The organism is Pseudoalteromonas sp. NFXS39, assembly GCF_040148775.1.
In the GTDB taxonomy this organism is placed as follows: domain Bacteria; phylum Pseudomonadota; class Gammaproteobacteria; order Enterobacterales; family Alteromonadaceae; genus Pseudoalteromonas; species Pseudoalteromonas apostichopi.
Genome location: NZ_JAGDEC010000005.1, coordinates 249,705 through 266,910, shown reverse-complemented (window position 1 = coordinate 266,910; position 17,206 = coordinate 249,705). Strand labels below are relative to the sequence as shown.

Below are 17,206 nucleotides of genomic sequence, written 5' to 3'. Positions count from 1 at the left end.
ACTAATTTTCTATTAAGTAAACGGCATAGCTACTAGCTGTGATCGTAAGCTCGCCACCGTTGTATGCATCAGGTACATAGTTATCTGGTGCAGCTTCAGCCATAACCATTTTACTTGCACGCATATAAGGCTGGTTTCCTGTTTCTAGTGGGCTATTAGAAGCGGTATAAAGACCTTTAAGCTCTACCCCGTAATCACTGGCAAACTCTTTTGCGGCATCACGCGCATCTTTAATTGCCAGTTTTTGAGCTTGCTTTTGTAACTCTTCATAACGGCTAGATATAAACTGCGTTTGATTAATTTCATTTATGCCCGCGTTCACCAATTGCTGAAGCATAATTGGGTACTTTTTAATATCAGTTAAAGTAACAGATAGACTGCGCGTTACTCTATAGCCGACAAAGTTTTGCTTGCCTGTTTCACGGTTGTATTCTGTTTGGCGGTGTATAGAGATATTAGACGCATAAATGCCCTTTTCATTCACACCTTGGCTTTTAGCAAGCTTAATAGCTTTTGCCATGGTTGCATCGGCTTTGTTTTTAGCGGCAATTAAATCTTTATCTACTTCAACAATACCCACTGTTAGTTTAACGTTATCAGGGATAGCTTTGATAGTTGCGTTGCCTTGAATGTAAATATGCGGTGCATCAGGTGTAGCTTGTGCTAACGCATTAAAGCTTAGCGCGGTGGCCATCGCGGTGAAAATTAACTTACGCATAATACTGTTCCTTAATTATTAACTCCGTTCATTATCACCTTAAAGAGTTAATTGAATATGAACAAGGCCTTTTAAAACAATATAAAAAAACAGGCATTAAAGCCTGTTTTTTCAATAACTCAACGTGTTATAGCTTAGATACTACGACGCTTATAGTTACGGTACTCTGGAAGCCAATAGTTTTTCTCAATTGCAGCCCATAGCGCTTCATCGCTCAGCTCAAGTGCCACACCTTCTTCCATGGCTTTTTTAGCTACCGCAAACGCAATACGTTTACTTAATGATTGGATTTCAGTAAGTGCTGGTAATAAGCTACCTTTACCTGTGTTAGCACGTGGCGAAGACTCTGCCAGAGTTTCACTTGATACAATCAGCATCGCATCTGTAATTCGTGTTGCTTTAGCAGCAATAACACCTAAACCAATACCCGGGAAAATGTAGCTGTTGTTACATTGCGGTATTGGGAAAGTTTGGCCGTTATACTCAACCGGATCAAATGGGCTACCAGAGGCAACAATCGCTTGACCGTCTGTCCACTCAATTACGTCTGAAGGAAGTGCTTCAACTTGCTTAGACGGATTACTTAACGGGAAGATAATCGGTTGTGGGCAAGAAGCGTGCATTGCACGAATAACTTGTTCTGTGAATAAACCAGGTTGGCCAGATACACCAATTAGGATGTCTGGTTGCGCACAGTGCATTACATCTAATAAAGATGCGTACTCACCACTGTATGTCCACTCGCTCAAACCGTCTTTAGATTGGCAAAGGGCTTGTTGGAAGTCACGTAAGCCTTCCATGCCTTCAGTAAGTAAACCAAAACGGTCAACCATGAAGATTTGAGAACGAGCTTGCTCATCACTGATACCTTCAGCAACCATAGTACTGATAATTTGCTCAGCAATACCACAGCCAGCAGAACCTGCTCCGACAAACACGACTTTTTGCTCTGAAAGTTTCGAGCCTTTAACACGACATGCAGCTAATAAAGAACCTACTGTTACTGCAGCAGTACCTTGAATGTCATCGTTAAAGCTACAGATTTCATCACGGTAGCGTTTTAATAATGGCATTGCATTTGGTTGTGCAAAGTCTTCGAACTGAAGTAACACACTTGGCCAACGACGTTTAACAGCTTTGATGAATAGATCTAAGAATTCGTCATACTCTTCTTGCGAAATACGTTTATGACGAGCACCCATGTACATAGTGTCGTTTAGCAGTTTTTCGTTATTCGTACCAACATCAATCATTACTGGTAACGTGTAAGCTGGGCTAATACCACCACACGCTGTGTATAGTGATAATTTACCAATTGGAATACCCATACCACCTATACCTTGGTCACCTAGACCAAGAATACGCTCACCGTCAGTTACAACGATAACTTTTACTTTGCCTTTAGTGGCGTTACGTAAAATATCATCAATTTGGAAACGATCTTCGTAAGAGATAAATAGACCACGGGCACTGCGGTAAATGTCTGAGAACTTCTCACAGGCATCACCTACTGTTGGTGTATAGATAATTGGCATCATTTCTTCAAGATGATCACGCACTAAACGGTAGTAAAGTGTTTCGTTGTTATCTTGAATAGCACGAAGGTAAATGTGCTTGTTTAAATTATCGCTAAAGCTTGAATACTGCTGGTAACAACGCTCAACTTGTTCTTCGATCGTTTCATAACGCGGTGGCAGTAAACCGGCTAAGTTGAAATTTTCCCTTTCTTTTTGTGAAAAAGCACTGCCTTTATTTAATAGTGGCGTTTCGATCAGACCTGGGCCTGAATAAGGAATATAAAGATAATTTGGATCGGTATTTGTAGTCATATTTCCAAGCTTTGATGCGTCATAATTATGATCTGACATTATTACTCTTGAAGGCGAAATTGCAATGACAATTCACCTTGTCAGACCATTGAAGAAAATGAATTTTATGCTCTAAAGAGCTTACTAGATAGTATACATGAAAACTCAGCAGCTTTAAGGCTGCTGAGCTTGTTTTTAGTGGCTTTTATCACTTAAAGCGATGCCTTCACGGCGAGGATCGGCTGCGCCATAAAGCTTACCGTCTTTTACTTCAACAGCATGTAAACCAGAGTTTAAATCTAAGATACGAACTGTATGTCCACGATTAACAAATTCGGCTTCAGCGTTGGCAAGTTCAGTGCCCTTTTCTAGGCTTGTGTAATTATTACGATTAGTAATGCGCGGTAAGTTAATTGCAGTTTGCGCATCTAAGTTCCAATCAAGCACACCCACAACCACTTGAGCAACGTAATCAATAATGCGGCTACCACCCGGTGAACCGACTACCAAGCGTAAGCTGCCATCTTTGTTAAACACCATTACTGGCGACATTGAACTACGCGGACGTTTACCTGCTTCAACACGATTGGCTAACGGCTTACCATTTTTTGTTGGTGATAAAGCAAAGTCAGTTAGCTGATTGTTCAAAATATACCCGTTCACCATTACTGTTGAACCAAATGCCATTTCGATAGAACTTGTCATTGACACTGCATTACCTTGGCTATCCACAATCGATACATGGGTGGTTGATGGTAATTCGTAAGCATCATCCTGTGCATAAGCAAGTGAGTTTGGTGGTGTGCCTGCTTCAGCGTGGGCATCTTTTTCAGAGATAAGCTTTGCTCGACCTGCAAGGTAATCTTTATCAAGTAAACCTTGTGTAGGGATTGGCATAAAATCAGGGTCGCCCATATACACGTTACGATCTGCAAACGCTAAACGCGATGCTTGTGTAAAGTAATGCAGAGCTTGAACTGAATTTGGTTGAAGCTTAGCCATATCTTTGTGTTCAAGTAAGGCCAGAATCTGTAATACAGCTACACCACCACTACTTGGTGGAGCCATTGAACAAACCTCATACTGGCGATAATCAACACATACAGGTGCTCGTTCTTTGCTTTTGTAATTAGCTAAGTCTTCAACACTCAAAGTACCCGGTGCTACCGCTGAGTTTTGCACTGCATTGACAAGTTCTTTTGCATTTTCACCTTTATAAAAAGCATCAATACCTTGTTTAGCAATATCTTTATAAAGTGCGGCAAGCTCTGGGTTCTTCTTAACAGCGCCAACTGCAAGCGGTTTACCATCTGGGAAGAAATAATCACGAATAACAGGTAGCTTTGTAACCCCTGGGTTTAACTCTTTAGCGAGTAACTGATGTAAACGCGGTGATACAATAAAGCCTTTATCAGCCAATTCAATAGCAGGGCCAAACAAGGTTTGCCAGTCTAACTTTCCGTAACGCTTATGAGCAGTGGCAAAGGCATCTAAAATACCAGGTACACCTACAGAGCGACCGCCTACCACCGCTTCAATCCATTTCACAGCTTTACCGTGTTTATCTAAAAAGAGTGTTTCGTCAGCGTTACTTGGTGCAGTTTCTCGACCGTCAAAACTAGTAAGGCTTTTTGTTTTATTATCAAAGTACATCATAAATGTACCACCACCGATCCCCGACGATTGCGGTTCTACCAGTGTTAAAACAAGTTGAGTTGCAATTGCAGCATCAACTGCAGAGCCACCTAGTTCAAGCATTTTTTGGCCAGCTTTAACTGCATAAGGGTTTGCGGCAGCGACCATGTACTTATCGCCTTCAACAACCTGTTTATGAGCAAAGCCTGTTGCGGCTTCAGGTTCGCGAGTCTCAACTTTTGCAGGGGTAGCAAAAATAGCAGTTGAATAAATTAATGAAGTGGACAGAGCTAACAGCGCTTTGGTTTTGAATAACATAAATAAACTTAATCCCGTAGTGTATTTGGCATCTTAAAATTAAACGTGCACAATAGGCGACAATCTCAGATACAATAAAAATAACATGATAAACCTGCCCCTGAAACTAGAATATATTCTGCCTCCTTTGTGTTTAGTACTACTTAGTTCGTTGTTTGCAACTTTCAACTTAAATGAATATCTTGAATTTAACCGTGATTTAGTTGCAAATGGTGAATTTTGGCGTATTTTCACCAGCCAATTTGTACACGCAAATTGGCCCCATTTAGGCCTGAATTGTGCCGGGATTTTATTAATTTGGGCCTTGCATGCTGAGCATACAAGCCCTGCTCGCTATGCGTTTAATATTACTATTCTTGCATTATGGTGTGGATTAGGTGTCTGGCTATTTTGCCCAGATATCGAAATTTACACCGGATTAAGTGCCCTTCTGCATGGTGTGATTATTTGGGGTGCAGTTAAAGATGTACAAGCAGGCATGCTATCAGGCTGGTTATTGTTCGCTGGTACTTGGGCTAAAGTGATTTGGGAGCAAATAGCAGGCCCGAGTGATTCGGTGAGTCAGTTAATCGCCTCTAATGTTGCCATTGACGCCCACTTTATCGGCGCAATTGGCGGCACTCTACTCGCTTTGCCTGTCTTTATAAAAATAATAAGAAATCGCGAGTAACCTTACTCGCTTTCTTATTACAGCTCTTTATTAGCTAGAAAAAGGAACTTTAAATGAAAGAAAATAAAGGCCGCTTTTATCTAAGCCTCATCTTGCTTTGTCTTTATGGCCCATTGCTGCTTGGCTTTTTAAGCTCATATATTAATTTAAATTTTGTATCACCTAGGTATATGAGTGATGTTTCTCAGGTAACCAATGTAATAATACTTAGCTCATCTATTTTAGGCTTTACTTTATTGCTCATGAAATACCAAGAAGTTAGAACGCTTTTTAACAATAGAATATTCGCCAACACCTTAATTATAATAAGCTTTTTGTATGCTTGTTTGATGTTCATGGCAGTGTCCTTAGTTGTATTTTTGGATGCAACTTTCAGCTCAAATAAAGATTACATTTATCAAGAGCAAACTTTTAATAACCGTACTTTTTATGTTTATACAGCAGACCCAGGTGCTTTTGGAAAAGCGCACCATTATGTGTATTTAAAGTGCCCTGCTTCCTTTAATCGCTATGAATTGGAGTTAATAGCCAATCTATCATGGATGAGAGACTATGAAATGAGCCTAGAGGGGGATGATCTAATTTTTCAAAACGACTCAGAGGAAGGTAAAACTGTGCTCGATGTGAGTGAATTTTACTGCAAATAACCCCTTTTAGATAAATTCTATTACAAACAAAAACAGCCACTTAAAGTGGCTGTTTTTCATTTACGCTATTGGATTACAGGGTTTCTTTAAATAGCTTATGAATACGGCGGTATTCATCTAACCAGCTTGATGGTTGTACAAAACCATGTGGTTCAACTGGGAAGATAGCTGTTTCAAAGTTTTCTTTTTCAAGCTCAATTAAGCGCTGTACTAAACGTACTGAGTCTTGGAAGAATACATTGTCATCAACCATAGGCGCATTAATCAATAAATGGCTCTTAAGACCTTCAGCAAAATAAATTGGTGAGCTCTTTTCATAGGCAATTGGATCAACATCTGGGTGGTTTAAGATGTTAGACGTATAAGGACCATTGTAGTGAGCCCAATCAGTTACTGGACGAAGTGCAGCACCTGCTTTGAATAAATCAGGCTGTGTGAATAGCGCCATAAACGTCATGAAACCACCGTAAGAACCACCATAAGTACCTACAGCTTGTGTATCTACATTTGCGTTGTCTGCCATCCAGCTTACGCCATCTGCTAAATCTTGGATCTCAGGTGTACCCATTTGACGATAAATAGCTGTACGCCAATCACGGCCGTAACCTTTCGATGCACGATAGTCCATGTCCATTACTACGTAGCCTTCTGAAGCAAGTAGTGAGTGGAACATAAACTCACGGAAGTAACCAGACCAACCCATGTGTGAGTTTTGTAGGTAACCAGCACCGTGGTTAAAGATAACCGCTTTACGGTTTTTACCCGTTTCGCCTTCTTTATAATCAGCTGGGTAATATACTTTTGCGTAAATTGGCTGATCAGTGTGGCTTGAAGGCACAGCAACAATCTTAGGTGCGATTAGTTTCTTCGCTAAGAACTCATCAGAGACCGTGTGCGTTAACTGAGTTGCTTGGGTATTTGCTTTTGCATCAGCAACATAAAGCTCAGGTGGCGACATAATTTTTGAGTGAGTTAGCAATAGTTTGCTTTCATCTGGGCTTAACTGGTAGTCAGTCATACCATCGAGGTTGGTTACTTGCTCAGATTCACCGTTTGCAGGGTTTACACGATAGATTTCGTAAAGACCTGGGTGCTCAACGTTAGCTTTGTAGTAAATTGCTGAGTTATCATCCGTTAACGTTAAGTTAGAAACAACAAATTGGCCTTTAGTAAGCTGCGTTGCTTTACCGTTTAGTGGCTTTTTGTAAATGTGGCTGTAACCAGACTCTTCAGATAAATAGTAAAGGGTATCTGAGTTGTTCAACCAACCAAAATCATTGTATGCATAGTTTACCCACGCATCGTCATGTAGACGGTGTTGTGAAACAAGCTTGTTGTTTTGTGTATCAACAGTGGCTAACCAACGGTCTTTGTTGTCCCATGCTTCAAGCATAAGAGCCACTTGTGAACCGTCTGTGTTCCATTGGATAGCACTCTGGTCCCAACCCCAATCCATCATTAGGTTGATGGCACGTGGTGCTTTTTCAGACTTATAAGTTTTGCCATCACGAGCGTAGTTTTCTTTCTTAACAGCTGCAAGAACGTCTTCATCAAAACCAGGTAAAGTATCGAATGCTAGGGTTGTTTGCTCGCCTGATTTAAGGTCAATGTAAACAACGTCTGAGCTGATTGGTTTTTCATCAGCAACACGACGGCGTACTTTTTCTGCTTTTACGCGCGCATCATCGGCAATGTAATTAGGCATGATATCGCCTTCATCGCGCCATGAGCGGTTTTCTGTGGTTACTGCAACAAGTGCTTGGCCATTTGGTGAAAGCTGTACATCTGCTAAACGCTTACCTTTACCTAAATAAAACTGTGCATTAGCAATGCTGTCGTTTTGTTCGTTGATTTGTGCTTTACGCTCTTCACGATCTTTTTTGTTTTTATGAGTAAGCGCAATGTAATCAATTAGTTTGTGTTGCTCTTTTGCAATATAAGTGTCTGGCTCTTGTACACCTTTAGGTGCATCATCTAGGTGTAAGTTAACTAATTCAACTTGACGACCCGTTGCTAAATCAACTTTATAAAAAGCATTACCTTGGCGATAAGCAAGGCTACCATCAGTTAAAAACTGTGGTTTTGATTGCTTTGCGCTGTCGTGTGTAATTTGCGTAATTTGTCCAGTGCTTAAGTTTTTAATGAAGATATTACCTTCAAATGCATAAGCCTGTTGCTTTTTATCTGCTGAGTAAACTGCGTTTTTAGCGCCTACAGTGTGTAGTTTATTTAACGCTAATTGTGATGCAGATTGGCTATTTACCGCTTGAACGTATAAATCGCGTAACTCATTGCCTTGTTGCTTTTGTGCATAAACGATACTGTTAGAATCACCGTTCCAGAAAGCACGCTCAGGCTGACGACCTAACCAATCAGGATGAGCCATTGCTTGCTCTAACGTGATTTCAGCTGAACCTGTATCGGCAGGAGTAGCAACAACTGGGGCTACATTGGTAACTTGTTCTTCAGAAGGCGTTGAGGCGGTTGATTGACAACCTGCTAGCATGAAGCTAGATGCGACTGCGAGAGCCACTAACGTTTTATTAGCAGTGGTTTTGAATTTCATAGTGCTTCTTACGGGTTATTATAATTCGCCCTATTTAAGCAGAAGCACTGATGAAATAGCAATTTTTATAGGATAAACAGCCAAACTTTTCCGTTTAATAACAGCTTATTTTAAACTGATATCAAGCCATACCATACGGTGATCAGACGATGCGTTACGATCTTTAATTAAACGGAACAGTTCAGAGCTTTTCTGTGGCCAAAAAACTCCACCATCGTTAATCTCAATACCATAATTTGATGGTAATACGTAATCAGCACGAGCTTGCCAATAAGCGGTATAGTTTTTAGCGAAATCTTCTTTATACGACTCTTTAGCACCTTTGCTTGTTGGCGTAAAAGAGGTATTCACTAATGGGTTTTTTAAAATTTGGTCTGTGGTATTCGGGCGAGCCTTCCCCCCTTCTGGCGCAGCATTTAAATCACCCACAATCACAAAGCGGCTTTTCGCTTTTAAGCCCCCTTTTTGGCCTTTATCATCATAAATATAGTTAGCATTATTGATGTAGTCTGCAATCAGGCGTACTTCATCATGATTACGCTTACCGTTACGGTCTTCATCACCATCAAAAACCGGCGGCGTTGGATGCGAAGCAAGCAAATGAAGCGTTTTTCCTTTTACATCAATTGGTAAATCCCAAAATGATTTAGAGCTTAGGTGAATTGCTTGCCATTCCTCCGCAGAGTACCAGTCTTTACCTGTTTTAGGGTCTATAGGCATTTGTGCATTTGGCATGTCTTTGTATTTGAATGTTTGTAGTGTGCGCGCTTTATCTAAATCGATTGGATAGCGAGACAATACAGCCATTGCATAATGCCCTTCAAAGAAGCCAAAACCTTGAGCATCACCTTTGTAATGCCCCTTTACACCATCGTTATCTAGGTCAAACTCGGTAGCTAAACCGGTGTTAACGGGTGCAATAAAGTAATACGGGTAATCGATAGCAACCTGCTTATTTTGTGATACTTGCAGGTAGTTTTTACGAAATACGTTGATGCCTTTGTCTGCATCAATATAATCAAACTCATTAAGTAAAATAACATCCGGTCTTACACGCTGAATTATTTCGGCAATGTTGCGTATTTGCTGGTGGTTGCTCGCTAAAGCTTTGCTTAAAGCATCTTTATCAATCGCTTCACCTTTTTTTGCATAGTTGGTTGCGTCCATACTTACGTTAAAGGTGGCAACTCGTAAATCAGCAGCCGATACATTGTTAGCAAATAAGCCTACAGTCAGTGCTATTGAAGAAGTTAATAAAGCGTTTTTCATGAAATAAATCCGTCTACAATAAGTAGTAAAATAATACTGCTGACAATGATCCATAAGATCATCGCCATGATAAAAGGTTTAATGCCCGCTTGTTTTAAGACCGAAATTGATAAACCACTTCCAATCAAAAATAAGGTTATTACCAAAACTTGTTTAGCGCCAACATTAAGTGCATGCCAGAGTGTTTGGTACTCAGGGAAGCTTGAGTTGATCAATGCAGCTGCTAAAAACCCAAATATAAACAATGGGATACTGGCTTTTTCATCTGATTTCCAAAAAACACCTGCGATACTAGTATACGGTATGATCCACATCGCTCTAGTGAGCTTGATAGTGGTGGCAATTGCAAGAGCTGATGCGCCATAAGCAGCTGAGGCCCCAACTACACTACTAGTATCGTGAATAGCCAGTGCCGCCCATACCCCAAATTGATGCTCAGTCAGGCCCAAATAATGACCAATCATTGGAAATAACACCAAGCCAAGTGCGTTAAGTAAAAAAACTACTGCTAAAGATATCGCGACTTCGTGATCTTTTGCCTTGATAACTGGCGCCATTGCTGCAATTGCGCTACCACCACAAATTGCGGTACCAAATGATATGAGTACACCGGTATTTTTATTTAACTTAAACAACTGAGATAAAATTTCGCCAAGACCAATAATCGCGGTAATACTGACAATAGTAAGTACAATTGAGCTGCGCCCTACTTCTATTACTTGACTAAAATCAACAGCAAAGCCTAAGCCAATAACAGCTAACTTTAGCATCCATTTACTAATTTTTTGTGACTGAATTGCAAATGGATTACCTAAAACCATAGCAAACAAAGCACCAACAACAAGTGCCGTAGCAGAGCCTACAAAAGGTAAGGCCGATGCTAAAAATAGTGCAATAAAAAGAAATTGTTTTGGGCGTTCGGCTATCACAACGGTGCTCTGATAAATTTATTGGTTAACTTATGAACCACAGGTGCGACTAAAATAACGGTAGGAAATGCGACACAAAAAGCAAAAGCCCATGCTTTAAGCCAAATGGCTGCAATGTTATCGATTAAACCAAGGTTAAAAATACTGATCACTAAAGACATAAATCCAGACATAAACAGCGCCATAAAAAACGCAAATACGACTGTTCTAAATCGAGGATGTAACATAACGAACTAATATTAATATAAAAATATTAGTCTATAGCAAGATGCTCCTGACGCAAGTGCTTTGAGACAAGAGGTACAAAATTAGCGAAGTTTGCGGGTAATACCAATTCGCTTAACTAAGTAGTCTATTTTGAGGCAAGAAAACCTTGTTGATAACAAGGCAAAAATTTCGTTATTTAGTTGTTCTAAATGAGAAATTTTTAACGCAGGTAGCGACAGGTTTAATCCCTCAAAATGATTAAGTATTATTGCGGATTGGTATAAGTTATAGAGATTAAAAAGCCGAGACAAACTCGGCTTTTAAGAATTTAAACTGATTAGTTTAAAATAAGTTGGGTGCTGGTAGCAGCTACACCTGGGTAGTCTTGCTCAGGCAAGATTTCGGCAAGTGCTGCTAAACGCTCACCTAATTGGTGAAGGTTATCAGCAGATACATTGATATGACCCATCTTACGACCCGGTTTAGCCGTTTTACCATACCAGTGACTAGTAACGTCTTGCGTTGCTAGTACTGAGTGTGGGATTGAAGGCTGACCTAATACATTAATCATTGCTGTTGGACGAAGTAACTTTGTACTACCTAATGGCAGACCTGCAACAGCGCGCATGTGGTTTTCAAACTGTGAGCAATGAGTGCCCTGCTGTGTCCAGTGACCAGAGTTATGAACGCGTGGCGCAATTTCGTTAACTAATAACGTACCTTGTACATCAAAAAACTCGATTGCTAATACACCTACATAGTCAAGCTCTTGCGCTAACTTGTTAAATGCCAGCTCGGCTTGTTCTTGAATCGCTGCTTTTTCTTTACCCGCAACTGAAAGCGTAAGCACACCATTGGTGTGTTGATTTTCAGTTAATGGGTAAATAACTGTGTTACCCGCTTTGTCGCGTGCACCAATGATAGATACTTCACGGTCAAATGGGATCATCTTCTCTGCGATAATAGAGTGCGGAGCACTCTCGGTGCCAGATGCAATGAAATCTGCCATTTCTGACCAGATTTGGTCAATTTGGTCATCTGACTTTAAACGCCATTGGCCTTTACCATCGTAACCCGCTTGGCAGGTTTTGATCACAAGCGGCTTGCCTAAGCGCTCTACAGCAGCGATAAGGTGCGCTTTTTCTGTAATTAATTGGTAAGGCGCACACTCAACATTTGTTTTATCAAGTAATGCTTTTTCAAGTGCGCGGTCGCCACCTGTTTTAATTGCCGCTTTACCCGGATAAAACTTATTGCTTTGACAGCACAGTGTTAGTACATCATCAGGAATGTGTTCAAACTCTGCGGTGATAGCGTCTGCGTTATCAATAGCTTGTTGTAATGTGCTGTTACGAACTTCACCAGTTAATGGGTGAATGATTTTTTTACTACCCACATCGTAGGCAACAACATTTAAATCAAGCGGTGCACCCGCTAAGCTCATCATACGAGCTAACTGGCCTGCACCTAAAATTAGAATATTCATATTACTCTGCAGGATTAGGGTTAGCTAAGATTGTGTCTGTTTGTTCTTTACGGAATGCTTCAACTTTTGCGAAGATTTCAGGCTGTTGGCAACCTAAAATTTGTGCCGCTAAAAGGCCAGCATTAGCAGCACCAGCTTCACCAATTGCAAGAGTACCTACCGCAACACCTTTAGGCATTTGGCAAATAGATAATAATGAATCTACACCATTTAGTGTTTTAGATTTAACTGGTACACCTAAAACTGGCAGTGATGTAAACGCCGCAGCCATACCAGGTAAGTGCGCTGCACCACCTGCACCAGCAATAATAATTTTAATACCGCGATCTGCAGCTGAGCTTGCATAGTCAGCAAGTAATTGAGGGGTACGGTGAGCAGAAACAACTTTAGTTTCGTATTCAATGCCGAATTTTTCTAGCATTAACGCCGCATGTTCCATCGTTGGCCAGTCTGATTTGGAACCCATAATAATGCCAACAGTCATAAATACACCTCAGTTAAATTGTTTTCTAAAAAGCGGACTTTTGTCCTTATTTTGTGGCGGGTATTATATACCTAACTCACATCAAGATGCGACTCTAGAAGCACAAAAAAGCCATGACATGCATGGCTTTTAATCACTCATCAGCTAATTAAGCTTCTTTGCTTGCTAGGTACTCAGTGTATGTACCTTTAAAGTCGATAACTTTGCCGTCTTTGATTTCCCAAATACGGTTAGCAAGCGATGATACAAATTGTCTATCGTGTGATACGAACAATAATGTCCCTTCGTATGCTTCAAGTGCTAAGTTAAGCGCTTCGATAGATTCCATGTCCATGTGGTTGGTTGGCTCATCCATTAATAAGATGTTTGGTTTATGCATCATAATTTTGCCAAACAGCATACGGCCTTGCTCACCACCTGAAATCACTTTTACTGACTTTTTGATGTCGTTTTGTGAAAACAGCATACGACCTAAGAAACTACGAACAACTTGCTCGTCGTCACCTTCTTGTTGCCATTGTTCCATCCACTCAAATAAGTTCATGTCTTGTTCGAACTCGTCAGCATGGTCTTGTGCGTAATACCCAATATTAGCGTTATCTGACCATTTAAATTCACCTTGTTTTGGTGCTAAACGACCAGCAAGAGTATTTAACAGTGTTGTTTTACCAACACCGTTCTCACCGATAATCGCAATACGCTCGCCTACTTCAACTAAGCCTTCAAGACCACTGAATAAGGTCTCTTCGAAACCTTGCGCTAAGTTTGTTAGCTCTAACGCATTACGGAATAACTGCTTCTCTTGCTCAAAGCGAATAAACGGACTTTGACGAGAAGATGCTTTAACTTCTTCAAGCTGAATTTTATCGATTTGTTTCGCACGTGATGTTGCTTGCTTTGCTTTTGAAGCGTTCGCAGAGAAGCGCGATACGAACTGTTGAAGTTCGGCAATTTGGCTTTTCTTCTTCGCGTTTTCGCTAAGTAGACGCTCACGAGCTTGCGTTGCAGCGAACATGTACTCATCGTAGTTACCAGGGTAAATACGAAGCTCGCCATAATCGATGTCAGCCATGTGTGTACATACAGAGTTTAAGAAGTGACGGTCGTGCGAAATGATGATCATGGTACAGTCACGCTGGTTTAACACGTCTTCTAACCACTTGATGGTGTATATGTCCAAGTTATTGGTAGGCTCATCGAGTAGCATGATATCTGGATCAGAAAACAGCACTTGTGCAAGTAACACACGCAGTTTAAAACCCGGTGCGATTTCAGACATAGGGCCGTAATGTTGCTCTGTACCAATACCTACACCAATTAGTAACTCACCTGCTTTAGCTTCTGCTGAGTAACCATCCATTTCGGCAAACTCAGTTTCAAGATCAGCCACTTTCATGCCGTCTTCTTCGCTCATCTCAGGTAGGCTGTAAATACGGTCACGCTCTTTTTTTACTTCCCACAGCTCTTTATGACCCATGATTACTGTGTCGATTACAGAAAACTCTTCGTAAGCAAACTGGTCTTGATTTAGTTTTGCAATACGTTCGTTTGGATCTGTGCTGACATTACCTGAAGATGGCTCAAGTTCACCACTTAGGATTTTCATGAAGGTTGATTTACCACAGCCATTCGCACCGATTAAACCGTAACGGTTACCATCGCCAAATTTTGCTGAAATATTTTCGAATAAAGGTTTAGCACCAAATTGCATGGTGATATTAGCTGTACTAATGATAGCGGTACCCTCCAGCGGGTAAAAAAGTAAAAACGAAACTGCGGGCAATTTTAAACTAAAGCCGCTTAGCACGCCATGAAAGTTTAATTAAATACTCCCGCTAATTTTACAAGCTCACACCTAGCGACTACCTTTAATGAGCGCGCTCACTTAACCATATGAGCACGCTCACTTTTAAAATAACCATTTATAAACAGTAGGTTAAGAATGAGCAAACATGCAGATACTCACCAACGTATTTTAGAGGCGGCTTGGAATCTTTTTACTGAGCAAGGGTTTAATGATACTTCAACGAGGCAAATTTCTGCAGCAAGCAACATAGCAGTGGGCACCTTGTTTAATCATTTCTCTGATAAAGTGGCTATTTTAGAAGCATGCCTTGATGATAAATTTAATGATGTGCTGGAACGCGCCAAAGAAACGGATATACACCGCCCTGCTCGCTTAAAGATTAATCATTACGCGCAATATTTTTATCAGTTTTATTGTTTACATCATCGCTTTTATAAAGTGCTTTTTAGCCAGCGATTGTTTTCACAGCCATTCCAGCAACAGCACATGGAGCTAATACAATCATTAGTTTTTGCCGACCAGCCGCAATTTAATAAAGTAAAAGCAGCTATATTACTCGACTGCTATTTTATGACATTGTTATATGGTCTAGGTGCCGAAACACCAAATACTAAATTAATGCTTAGAACGCTAAGCCAGAAAGTGTCTATTTTTTAGCCTTGGTAACTCATTGATAATTCAATATAGTGAACCTAAAATGAATAATTTTTCCTCAAAGACGCTTTGTTGCATGATAATTTTTCACTTTTTACCCTATTTTAGCTTTGATAATCTCCTACCTTTAACTAAATTATACCTATTAGGGACAATAATTAATCAAGGTACTTTATGAAAAGAACACACACTGCCTTATTTGTTGCAGGCATGATTGCCATACCGACAGCCAATGCCATCGAAATCTATAACGACCAAACCAATAGCGTTACTGTTGGTGGCTTTATCGATGCAAGAATTATTAATACGCAAGGCGAAACTGAGGTAGTAAACGGTGCATCACGCATTAATTTTGATTTTAAGCGCCAATTAAAAAACGGCTGGCAAGCTTTTGCTTTACTTGAATGGGGTGTTAACCCTGTTGGTAGCAGCGATATCGTATACAGCAATCGCTTTGAATCAATTCAAGATGAGTTTTTATATAACCGTTTAGGCTATGTTGGTCTTAAACATGACGATTACGGCCAAGTCACTTTAGGTAAACAATGGGGTGTATGGTACGACGTTGTTTACAACACCAACTACAGCTTAGTATGGGATGGTAATGCTGCAGGTGTTTATACCTACAATAAAGATGACGGTGCTGTAAATGGCACAGGTCGCGGCGATAAAGTACTGCAGTATCGCAATACCTGGGGTAATTTTCATTTAGCGCTTCAAGCACAACTGAAATCTGATGACTTTTATACCTGTGATATCGTTGATATATCAATGAGATCATGTGAGGTCCTTTGGAACCAAGGAAATAACGCCGCACAAAAAGTAGAATTTAATTCTACTTATGGCGCCGCACTCACCTACTCGGTTAGCCCTAATTTAAAAGTAACTGCGGGTGTTAACCGCGGTCAGTTTGATATCGTGTATGCAGGTGGGAGAAACCAATCTGTAAATGATTTAATTTATGGTATGGGCATTACCTATGGTGATTTTTATAAACCTGGTTGGTATGCATCAGCGAATATAAATAAAAACGAAAACCACGATACTGACAACTTAGGTCGCTTAATTAAAGATGCCGTTGGTTTGGAGTCTATCTTCAGCTATCGCTTTGATAATGACATTCGTACCTTTGTAGCTTATAACGTATTTGATGCCGGCGATGACTATGTTATTCAGCCAAACTTTAATGCCGATCCTGAAGATGTATTTAAGCGTCAATTTGCAGTAATTGGTGCGCACTACTTCATGGCAGAAGATACCATTTTATATATTGAAGCCCGTAAAGACTTTAGCGACTTTTCGAGTAATGACGCTGAGCAAGAAGCACAGATGTCACAAACAGAAGATGACGGTATTGCCATTGGTTTTAATTACACTTTGTAATCACGATTACCACTAAAGCCCACTTTTGTGGGCTTTAACTCACGATAAAAATACTGCATTACATTTTTCTTTTTTGTCGCAATATCAACCAACAAATGCTATTACTTAACAGTCATAAAACTAAAAAAATGAAAATAATTGAGGTTAATATGTCTAACAGGACCAAACTTATTCTTCTCTGTGCAATCTCTAGCGTTTCATTTCTGCTCTTTTACTGGCTAACACATGTCAGAGAATCGGATACTGTTTTAGGTGTTAGCTCCGATTTATCTGGTGGTTTAATTATGGGCTTTGCTATTGGTGTGATGCTAGTTACATTAAGTACATTTAAATTAAAAAAACATTAAGTGTATTTAAAAACAAAGGTTTAAACCTTTTCCTATCTGTCATTCATCAAGACAAAAAAGATGACCTTAAAGTTTGCAAGCCATTGATATTGCAAATATAGAAAGGAAAAAGATTTTTCATTTATGCATAAGGAATACTTGTGATTATTCCAAATCATTTCACGAGTATATTATTCGTACCCTATCACGCCCTCACCCTGTATATTAAAAAGCTTAAATTTTAGGTTATGCTGAGGTTGAAGTTAAACCAAATAGTGTATGATGTGTTCTTAATAAGA

Annotated in this window: 14 protein-coding genes; 4 read left to right on the top strand and 10 right to left on the bottom strand. The window is 40.1% G+C overall.

Going from position 1 to position 17,206, the window contains the following annotated elements; all coding sequences use genetic code 11:
- Position 1 precedes the first annotated feature (1 nt).
- The 3 genes from J3455_RS11560 to ggt form a co-directional block, all read right to left on the bottom strand.
- Entirely contained in the window at positions 2-718 is a 717-nt protein-coding gene (locus J3455_RS11560; protein WP_130051512.1) for an SIMPL domain-containing protein, read from the bottom strand.
- Between the two features lie 134 nt (positions 719-852).
- The gene (locus J3455_RS11555; RefSeq protein ID WP_349561825.1) at positions 853-2,547 is read right to left on the bottom strand and encodes an NAD-dependent malic enzyme; all 1,695 of its coding nucleotides are present in this window, start codon (positions 2,545-2,547) and stop codon (positions 853-855) included.
- Between the two features lie 174 nt (positions 2,548-2,721).
- Positions 2,722-4,479, bottom strand: a complete 1,758-nt coding sequence (gene ggt / locus J3455_RS11550; RefSeq protein WP_349561763.1) for a gamma-glutamyltransferase — start codon at positions 4,477-4,479, stop codon at positions 2,722-2,724.
- Between the two features lie 85 nt (positions 4,480-4,564).
- On the opposite strand from ggt, the gene rrtA reads away from it, so the two are divergent.
- Together rrtA and J3455_RS11540 are read left to right on the top strand one after the other, a co-directional pair.
- The gene (gene rrtA, locus J3455_RS11545) at positions 4,565-5,149 is read left to right on the top strand and encodes a rhombosortase (RefSeq protein ID WP_349561762.1); all 585 of its coding nucleotides are present in this window, start codon (positions 4,565-4,567) and stop codon (positions 5,147-5,149) included.
- 53 nt (positions 5,150-5,202) lie between these two features.
- A complete protein-coding gene (locus J3455_RS11540; protein WP_286258348.1) occupies positions 5,203-5,796 on the top strand; it encodes a hypothetical protein in 594 nt (197 codons plus the stop codon).
- 73 nt (positions 5,797-5,869) lie between these two features.
- Here the strand turns inward: J3455_RS11540 and J3455_RS11535 are convergent, their stop codons facing one another.
- From J3455_RS11535 to J3455_RS11505, 7 genes are all read right to left on the bottom strand, one after another.
- Positions 5,870-8,362 (bottom strand): prolyl oligopeptidase family serine peptidase, encoded by a 2,493-nt coding sequence (locus tag J3455_RS11535; protein WP_178926952.1) that lies wholly within the window; start codon positions 8,360-8,362, stop codon positions 5,870-5,872.
- A gap of 105 nt (positions 8,363-8,467) precedes the next feature.
- A complete protein-coding gene (locus J3455_RS11530) occupies positions 8,468-9,631 on the bottom strand; it encodes an endonuclease/exonuclease/phosphatase family protein (protein ID WP_130051517.1) in 1,164 nt (387 codons plus the stop codon).
- A complete protein-coding gene (locus J3455_RS11525) occupies positions 9,628-10,560 on the bottom strand; it encodes a YeiH family protein (protein ID WP_349561760.1) in 933 nt (310 codons plus the stop codon). The genes J3455_RS11530 and J3455_RS11525 overlap by 4 nt, the downstream gene beginning before the upstream one ends.
- On the bottom strand, positions 10,557-10,787 hold the full coding sequence (locus J3455_RS11520) for a DUF2798 domain-containing protein (RefSeq protein ID WP_130051519.1): 231 nt from the start codon (positions 10,785-10,787) through the stop codon (positions 10,557-10,559). Before J3455_RS11520 ends, J3455_RS11525 begins: the two co-directional genes overlap by 4 nt.
- Before the next feature lie 317 nt (positions 10,788-11,104).
- Positions 11,105-12,253 (bottom strand): 5-(carboxyamino)imidazole ribonucleotide synthase, encoded by a 1,149-nt coding sequence (locus J3455_RS11515; RefSeq protein WP_349561759.1) that lies wholly within the window; start codon positions 12,251-12,253, stop codon positions 11,105-11,107.
- 1 nt (position 12,254) lies between these two features.
- Complete coding sequence (gene purE / locus J3455_RS11510) at positions 12,255-12,737, bottom strand: 5-(carboxyamino)imidazole ribonucleotide mutase (protein ID WP_054553887.1); 483 nt, start codon at positions 12,735-12,737, stop codon at positions 12,255-12,257.
- A 148-nt stretch (positions 12,738-12,885) separates the two neighbouring features.
- Positions 12,886-14,472 (bottom strand): ABC-F family ATPase, encoded by a 1,587-nt coding sequence (locus tag J3455_RS11505; protein ID WP_130052292.1) that lies wholly within the window; start codon positions 14,470-14,472, stop codon positions 12,886-12,888.
- Between the two features lie 207 nt (positions 14,473-14,679).
- On the opposite strand from J3455_RS11505, the gene J3455_RS11500 reads away from it, so the two are divergent.
- Positions 14,680-15,201: a TetR/AcrR family transcriptional regulator gene (locus tag J3455_RS11500; protein ID WP_167657685.1), complete on the top strand. Its 522-nt coding sequence runs from the start codon at positions 14,680-14,682 to the stop codon at positions 15,199-15,201.
- 171 nt (positions 15,202-15,372) lie between these two features.
- Positions 15,373-16,581: a porin gene (locus J3455_RS11495; protein WP_130051523.1), complete on the top strand. Its 1,209-nt coding sequence runs from the start codon at positions 15,373-15,375 to the stop codon at positions 16,579-16,581.
- Positions 16,582-17,206: the final 625 nt, after the last annotated feature.

Excerpts from the sequence above, each read along its gene's own strand:
- J3455_RS11560 (WP_130051512.1), bottom strand. The coding sequence starts at position 718 with ATGCGTAAGTTAATTTTCACCGCGATGGCCACCGCGCTAAGCTTTAAT.
- J3455_RS11555 (WP_349561825.1), bottom strand. The coding sequence starts at position 2,547 with ATGACTACAAATACCGATCCAAATTATCTTTATATTCCTTATTCAGGC.
- ggt (WP_349561763.1), bottom strand. The coding sequence starts at position 4,479 with ATGTTATTCAAAACCAAAGCGCTGTTAGCTCTGTCCACTTCATTAATT.
- rrtA (WP_349561762.1), top strand. The coding sequence starts at position 4,565 with ATGATAAACCTGCCCCTGAAACTAGAATATATTCTGCCTCCTTTGTGT.
- J3455_RS11540 (WP_286258348.1), top strand. The coding sequence starts at position 5,203 with ATGAAAGAAAATAAAGGCCGCTTTTATCTAAGCCTCATCTTGCTTTGT.
- J3455_RS11535 (WP_178926952.1), bottom strand. The coding sequence starts at position 8,362 with ATGAAATTCAAAACCACTGCTAATAAAACGTTAGTGGCTCTCGCAGTC.
- J3455_RS11530 (WP_130051517.1), bottom strand. The coding sequence starts at position 9,631 with ATGAAAAACGCTTTATTAACTTCTTCAATAGCACTGACTGTAGGCTTA.
- J3455_RS11520 (WP_130051519.1), bottom strand. The coding sequence starts at position 10,787 with ATGTTACATCCTCGATTTAGAACAGTCGTATTTGCGTTTTTTATGGCG.
- J3455_RS11515 (WP_349561759.1), bottom strand. The coding sequence starts at position 12,253 with ATGAATATTCTAATTTTAGGTGCAGGCCAGTTAGCTCGTATGATGAGC.
- purE (WP_054553887.1), bottom strand. The coding sequence starts at position 12,737 with ATGACTGTTGGCATTATTATGGGTTCCAAATCAGACTGGCCAACGATG.
- J3455_RS11500 (WP_167657685.1), top strand. The coding sequence starts at position 14,680 with ATGAGCAAACATGCAGATACTCACCAACGTATTTTAGAGGCGGCTTGG.
- J3455_RS11495 (WP_130051523.1), top strand. The coding sequence starts at position 15,373 with ATGAAAAGAACACACACTGCCTTATTTGTTGCAGGCATGATTGCCATA.